Genomic DNA, 6,978 nt, shown 5'->3' with positions numbered 1-6,978 from the left:
TTCTGAAGCCATTGCCAAAGTTCATCGTCTGATGTGATTTCGACCCGCTCAAACTTACTATGATCCATAATTCTTACCTTTTGTCTGTCTTAAGCTCGCTTTTCAGTCAAGGGTATGACTGACACGGCCGGCAAGTCCATCAAAGTGTGTGTTAGAGAGTGTGAGCAGTATTTTATTGTCCCAGTTAGTCTCGGATTTAAACTTGCATCTTCAAAATATTGTAATTTTATTGCGCTTTTAAGTAGTAAAAATCAACGACAGGACAACTCGATGACGTTAACTCGCCGCTACCCGAGATTTGAAATCACTATAAATACTGATCACGGTAGCTTTACCCACATCAGCTCAGCTCCAAAGCAAGCTGAAGCTGTTGAGCGTGTGATGAGATCTTATGAAAGCAAAAACCCAGTGCTCTTAAAAGTTAAGTCTCTTGGTGTTATCCGCGCTAAAACTAGGTGATGTTGATTTTGCCAAGAGCGTACACCTTCGCACTCAAGCCGCTTTGCGCCTCCCAAAAATGGCTCAAGCAATTCAATCGATGGATTGTTCAGCAAGTCAGGGATCGTCACTCCGTTGATCATTTCATTGAGTGCCGGGAATGGCAGACTCAAAGTATTCTTGATGTGACCGGGAGGTTTGGGAAAATAGCTTTCAAGGCACAGCACGCCAATGGTTGCACCACAGATATTCTGGCCGCCTGCATGTATTACCATTGAGATCTCCTAGGTCTTACGGGATTGAAATCTTCGCGCATCAAATGCGCCAAGGTCTATGTTGGGGGATACGCCCGCCACCAGATCGGCGATCAGTTCACCCGTTTTAGGGGCCATCATCAGGCCGTAGTGCGAATGCCCAAAAGCTACATAAAGGCCCGGTTGCCCAGTCACTGCCCCAAGGGCTGGCAAGCTGTCAGGAAACGACGGGCGTTGCCCCATCCAAGATGTCATCTCTTTGATATCAATGTCAGGCAACATTGCTCGCGCTTGGCGAGCCAGCAGCACTTTCTTACGCGGATCAGCTGCAGTATCGATGGCGGCAAACTCGGCACTTCCTGCAATCCTGATGCCGCTCTCCATGGAGCTGGCAACGATTTTCGCATCCATATCCATGATGGAATTGTTCACCTGTATCTGTGCATTCGGGAACTCCACGTGATAGCCGCGCTCTGCTGCGAGGGGTAGGTCAAGTCCCAGAGGCTTCAAAAGCGCAGCACTCCAGACACCTGCTGCCAAAACGATCTTGTGAGCGGCAAGCGCGCTTTCTTTGGTGGAAATTGACCAACCACTATCTGTCTTTGATATCCCCATGATCTCAGCACGCAAGATTTCGCCACCTTGTGCGCGGACTTTTTCTGCCAAAACCTGACCGATCCGCCCTGGTGCATAAGCGCGCGCCTGTCCTTTTATGGCAATAGCTGCTTTGAAGGTTGGCGAGAGGGCGGGTTCCAGTTGCTTTAGGTCTTGTTGGCCGACAAGCTCCATCTCCGCACCTTTTTGTTGGCGGATAGCATATCCAAGATCACGCAAGTTTGCTTTTTGGGCGTTTCGAAAGGCGTGAATGTACCAACTGTCGATGATTAGGCTCTCGTGTCCCGTTCCTTCAAGGTGGCGGTGGTAAAGGCTGATGGAAGGTCGGCAGAGTATTTCCATTGCATCCGATATTTCGCGGACTGATGCCACATTAGATTTTGCAAGAAATTTAAGCCCCCAAGGGACCATTTTGGGCCAGAAGGATTGCCGCACCGACAATGGCCCATTGCGGCTGAGCAGCATGCTGGGGATTGATCTCCATATGCCTGGTATGGCTTGGGGAACAATCGACCACGGAGAGATGACACCAGCATTGCCAAACGAGGTTTCCTGTCCCGGCTCACCGCGATCAATCAGACGAACGCGGACACCGCGTTCTTGCAATGACAATGCACAGCAGATTCCGACGATGCCTGCGCCTATAATGGTGATTGTTTGCTCCATAAAGCTTAGGCTGTGCTTGGGGTCGAACGGCGCGCAAGCATTTGCGTGACGATAACGGGCGATGCGATGATAAGTGCGACCAAATCCGCGCTCAGCGAAGGAGCCACGAACACCAGTCCCGCGATGGCCATCAAGATGCGCGATATGGCATTCATAGGTGCAAACCAATATCCGACAACTGCTGTCGACAGAGCGATAACACCTGCAATACAGCTGGTCGCTGTATAACTAAACTCCCATAGATCAAAGCCGGTTGAGGACACGATCAGCAGAACTGGCGCGTAGACAAACGCCATCGGAGCCACAACTTTGCCCAAGCCGAGCGAGAAGGCCGAGAGCCCGGTTCGAAACGGATTGGCGTTGGCGATTGCCGCCGCCGCATAGGCAGAGGTGCAGACTGGCGGAGTAATCTCGGATACGACACCATAGTAGAGCACGAACATATGGCTGGCGATGGGTGGCACGCCAAGCTGTGCCAGTGCTGGTTGGGCGACAGATACAAGCATGATGTAGAGCGCGGTTGTAGGAATACCGGCCCCCATAAGGATACAGGCGGTCGCAATGAAGACGAGCGAGATGAACAGTTGCAAGTCTTGCACTGTAAACCACTCGACAATGCCGCCAAGCGACAAGAAACCAAACAGGTCGGAGGCCAGATTGCCAGCCCCTTGCGTGACCATGAACCCGATACGAAAACCGACCCCAGTGGTATTGATGACGCCAACAACAATTCCCACGGCTGCGGAAGCTGCGCCAACAGCAAGAGCATATTTGACGGCAAGTTCAATTGAGGAAGCCATTTCAGGAATTTTTGTGCGCTCTTGCGGGTTCAGCGTGGCAATAGAAGCAATGATGCAAAGCGTCATCGCCATGGAAAACTCGAACCCACCGCCTAAATATTTCCAAAAAACAAATGCTATGAACGCTACGGCATAGACTAAGGTAGCCGGCTCTTTGATGCGGGACATTCCTGTGATGACCGCTAGCGAAATACCACAAAAAGCCGACATATATGGAGTGTAGCCAGCGAACAGCACGACAAGCAATCCGATGAGAGGGACAATGTTGGCCCAGCCTTCGCGCCAGACCGCTTTTAACTTGGGAAGCTGTTCTTTTGCCAGGCCCTTCAGATCCAACTTACGTGCCATCAGGTGAACGACGGTAAAAACACCCACATAGTGTAGCAGCGCTGGAAAAATCGCTGCAATGATTATGGTCGTGTACGGCAGTTCTAAAAATTCTGCCATGATGAAAGCAGCAGCGCCCATGATAGGTGGCGTGATTTGACCGCCAGCTGAGGAGGCCGCTTCTACCCCTCCTGCAAAGTGAGCAGGATAACCCAAACGCTTCATGTTTGGGATCGTTAGCGCGCCAGTGGAGACGGTGTTAGCCACCGAGGAGCCAGAAATCGTGCCAAAGAATGCCGATGAGATGACGGATACTTTGGCGGGACCGCCCGTATAGCGCCCTGCCAGAATGGTAGCATTATCAATGAACAATTGCCCAAGGCCGGTACGTTGCGCGATGACTCCAAATAAAACAAAGTGAAACACAATTGTTGAGACAACCCAGAGGGTGACGCCGAAGATGCCTTCTTGAGGAAAATACATTGAGGATACGAAAGTGCGGAAATTGACGCCTGGGTGTTTCAGTAGGCCGGGGAAATATTGACCCAACAAAGCGTAGCTAATGAAAAAGCAAATGATCAGAGGGAGAACCCATCCCAAGGTACGGCGCGCAATGTCGAGGACCAGTAAGATAACAACGATACCAAAGAACAAGTCATAGCTATTGGGGTTTCCCATTCTGAACGTCTGTTCATCGATTCCGAGCAAAGGGACACCACGCCATGCAAACCCCAGATAAAGGGCCGACACGACGCCAAGAATCATAAAAACCAAATCGTAGAGGGGAATATTGCCAATCCGAAAAGCGCTCGCCTTTCGTGCAAAGAGGTTCTTCATCCCGATGATCGGAAAGAAAGCGTAAGTAAGGATGAAAAGACCCGACAAATGCCAACCCATATGCCAATGATCTGCGGGCAATCCAAAGCCAGCTGTGATAAAATGATAAAGCGCAAAAACAAGGGCAATAGCCCGCAAGATCTGCCCTGTCGTCGGTCCAACAGCACGGGTGGCCGATCCTTCGTCAAATTTCTCTTCAATCGCGGCCAATTCTTCGGCTGTCAATTCATGGTTGTCAGGTTGATTTATATCCGACATGCGAAGGACCCCTTTGGATTGCATTACGCACACTTAAAAAATGCGGTGCCCCCAATTGAGGGCACGCGCTGATTTCGTAGACCTAAAAAGCTAAATGTTACTTCAGAAGACCCGCTTCTTTGTAGAACTTTTCTGCTCCAGGGTGCAGTGGCACACCCATGGCCTCAACTCCGTCAAGTGCAGTTTCGATCGTAATCTGCTTGCCCTTTGCATGCCCGTTGTCAAGAAGTTTGCGCGTATTGTCGTTCCACAACGCTTTCGTCAATTCGTAGACCAGATCTTCGGACAAATCTGACGATACGACCAACATGGCAGAAACCGCCGGGGTCAACGTATCAGTGTCGATACCCTCGTACACGCCACCTGGAATTTTGGACGGGATGTAAGTTGGAACAATCTCGTTGATTTTAGTAAGGTCTTCTTCAGTGAACGAATGCAGATTCATGCCTTTGGTGGACGACAGCTGTACCATCGCAGCAACGGGCCAGCCCGCTGCATAAAAATATGCATCGATCTGGCCATCGGCGAGGCGTTCAGCGGACTGGCTGTTATTCAGCTCTGCTTCTTCCATGTTGTCACGATTCACGCCCCAAGCGTCGAGCATTTGCAACACGGCGACTTGCGTGCCCGAACCAGCTTGCGCGATACCAACACGCTTGCCAGCCAGATCGCTTAAGTCGTTGATTGAGGCACCTTTCGGAAGGACTAGATGCAAATCTTCTGGAAAGAGATTCGCGACAATGCGAAGTTTCGGATGGGGTTTACCTTCAAACTTACCGGTGCCCAGATACATGTCACGGGTGGAATACGCTCCTGCCAGGCCGGCCTCAAGTTCGCCATTTTGAACTGCAGCATTGTTGAAAACGGATGCCGTTGTCGATTGTGCAATCGCGATCATTCCGGGTACGCCGCATTGACCACCCTCGTCGCAGGCCCGCGAACCAGGAGGGGAGGAGATGCCATTGGCGATTGTGCCGCCGATCGGGAAATAGGTTCCGCCAGCACCGCCGGTGCCAATTCGGAAAAATGTTGGATCTTGAGCCATTGCTGGCAAGGCCAACGAGCTGGCAAGTGCAATGCCGGCAAGTGTTTTTGTAACTTTCATGAGGGTCTCCCAGTTGATGAAAACGAGATTCGGTTGATCCGAATTTTCTGCCTCTCAGGCTACTTATTTTTTACATTAAGGCAAATTTATTATATTTCACTATTCAATAGTTTTACTTATGGATAAAATCATGAACATTATGCAACTCACCGTCTTTCGTGAGGTCATGGAAACTGGCTCGATATCTCAAGCAGCCAGACAGCTGGGACGCACCCAACCAGCGATCAGTTTGGCGATCAAGAACTTGGAAAAAGCTCTTGATCTGACACTGTTCGAACGCCGCGGTCGCCGCCTTATTCCATCTCAAGAAGCGCAGTATTTGTTCGTTGAGGCAGAAGGCATCCTTGATAGAATGAACATCGTTTCAAAGACAATGAAAAGCCTCCAGTCAGCAGAGGCGGGGAGCTTAAATATTGCGGCCATGCCAGGACCATCGACATTTATCTTTCCAAAATTTGTTAGCGAAAACGTCGAAACACACACAAATTTTCAAACAACAATCACCTCACGCAGCTCACAGCAAATCCGAGAGCTTGCAAGTACGCAAAGCATCGATTTTGGGTTTGCAGACTTCCATCCTCCAACCGGAAAAGAGCAGCGGTATTCAGCAGAAATTGTTAGGGCAAACTGTTTTTGCGCTGTGCCTAGTGATCATCACTTGGTCAAGAAGGACATTGTCACGATTGCAGACTTAGACAATGAGCCTATCGGAACATTGCATCCTGATCACCCCTTTCCACGTCGTTTAGCATCTCTCTTCCAGCAAGAAAACATGACGTTGCAATCGAATATTGCAGGGCAATTTTTCTTGCCACTCATACCCTTCATCAGCCTTGGACATTGCTGTTCAGTCGTGGATCCTTTGACCGTTGTCACGGAACGCGAGCTGAATATCTCAAAAGGCAAGGTCGTGTTTATCCCGTTTGATGCCCCCATTCGCTATGAATATGCGACACTCACTCCGTCATATCGGCCGTCATCAAAGCATGCGACGCAAGTTAAGGAGGCATGGATGAATTCGCTATTTGAGATGCTTGAGGAGATTGACGCAAACCCAACAGTACATGGTGCATCATTCAAGATTGAGTAGAAGTTCAAGATCCGTTTGATTTGCGAAGAACGCCGCGAACGACAAAACAGGCGGCCATTTGATCCTTGAGCGTTTCGTTCTCGCTGCAATTCACATGAACGAACGTTTTTCTCGAGGCACAGTTGCATATAAATTTATACGCTACAGCGACATTCACGCTACAAGCGCCAACAACACAAAATCAGTACGACCATTGTGGGCTCGAAGTTGTCGTTAGCTGCAAGCTGCACCAACGTCCGCTTAGAGAAGAAGCAGCAATGGTCTTGACTGAACGCAGATACTCCTCGTCTGCGTGTCGCCAACCATGTTCGCCCAAAACTCCGCCAACACAGTGTTCGCAACACAGCACTAGCCAACACTGTGTTCAACACAGCGAATCCGCCCTAAAAATAGTCAGCAACACGGTAAAAAGTGTGTGTTTGGTGTGTTTTTGATCTGCACAACTTTAGCGCGCATCGCGCAAAATTAAGTCATTGTTTTTATTGGTAAAAATGGTGCCCAGGGGCGGAATCGAACCACCGACACGAGGATTTTCAATCCACTGCTCTACCCCTGAGCTACCCGGGCACCGGGATGGACATGTCCATC

General features: G+C 49.9%; 5 protein-coding genes and 1 tRNA gene. 1 reads left to right on the top strand and 5 read right to left on the bottom strand.

The window, feature by feature from the left end:
- Positions 1-389: 389 nt before the first annotated feature.
- From P8O11_RS11380 to P8O11_RS11365, 4 genes are all read right to left on the bottom strand, one after another.
- On the bottom strand, positions 390-713 hold the full coding sequence (locus P8O11_RS11380) for a hypothetical protein (protein WP_300294283.1): 324 nt from the start codon (positions 711-713) through the stop codon (positions 390-392).
- A 9-nt stretch (positions 714-722) separates the two neighbouring features.
- The gene (locus P8O11_RS11375; RefSeq protein WP_300294281.1) at positions 723-1,973 is read right to left on the bottom strand and encodes an FAD-binding oxidoreductase; all 1,251 of its coding nucleotides are present in this window, start codon (positions 1,971-1,973) and stop codon (positions 723-725) included.
- 5 nt (positions 1,974-1,978) lie between these two features.
- A complete protein-coding gene (locus tag P8O11_RS11370) occupies positions 1,979-4,195 on the bottom strand; it encodes a TRAP transporter fused permease subunit (protein WP_300294279.1) in 2,217 nt (738 codons plus the stop codon).
- A gap of 97 nt (positions 4,196-4,292) precedes the next feature.
- Positions 4,293-5,300 (bottom strand): TAXI family TRAP transporter solute-binding subunit, encoded by a 1,008-nt coding sequence (locus tag P8O11_RS11365; protein WP_300294277.1) that lies wholly within the window; start codon positions 5,298-5,300, stop codon positions 4,293-4,295.
- A 130-nt stretch (positions 5,301-5,430) separates the two neighbouring features.
- Here P8O11_RS11365 and P8O11_RS11360 point away from each other — a divergent pair, with 130 nt between their 5' ends.
- Positions 5,431-6,390, top strand: coding sequence for a LysR family transcriptional regulator (locus P8O11_RS11360; protein ID WP_276990320.1), 960 nt, complete (start codon positions 5,431-5,433; stop codon positions 6,388-6,390).
- Between the two features lie 492 nt (positions 6,391-6,882).
- On the opposite strand, the gene P8O11_RS11355 is transcribed toward P8O11_RS11360, so the two are convergent.
- A tRNA-Phe gene (locus P8O11_RS11355) sits at positions 6,883-6,957 on the bottom strand.
- Positions 6,958-6,978 lie beyond the last annotated feature (21 nt).

This window comes from Lentibacter sp., assembly GCF_029254145.1.
GTDB lineage: Bacteria > Pseudomonadota > Alphaproteobacteria > Rhodobacterales > Rhodobacteraceae > Lentibacter.
Note: the sequence above shows the minus strand (reverse complement) of the source record. Positions and strands in the feature narration are given on the sequence as shown.

Bases quoted from the DNA above. Each gene is read 5' to 3' on its own strand.
- P8O11_RS11380 (WP_300294283.1), bottom strand. From the start codon at position 713: ATGGTAATACATGCAGGCGGCCAGAATATCTGTGGTGCAACCATTGGC.
- P8O11_RS11375 (WP_300294281.1), bottom strand. From the start codon at position 1,973: ATGGAGCAAACAATCACCATTATAGGCGCAGGCATCGTCGGAATCTGC.
- P8O11_RS11370 (WP_300294279.1), bottom strand. From the start codon at position 4,195: ATGTCGGATATAAATCAACCTGACAACCATGAATTGACAGCCGAAGAA.
- P8O11_RS11365 (WP_300294277.1), bottom strand. From the start codon at position 5,300: ATGAAAGTTACAAAAACACTTGCCGGCATTGCACTTGCCAGCTCGTTG.
- P8O11_RS11360 (WP_276990320.1), top strand. From the start codon at position 5,431: ATGAACATTATGCAACTCACCGTCTTTCGTGAGGTCATGGAAACTGGC.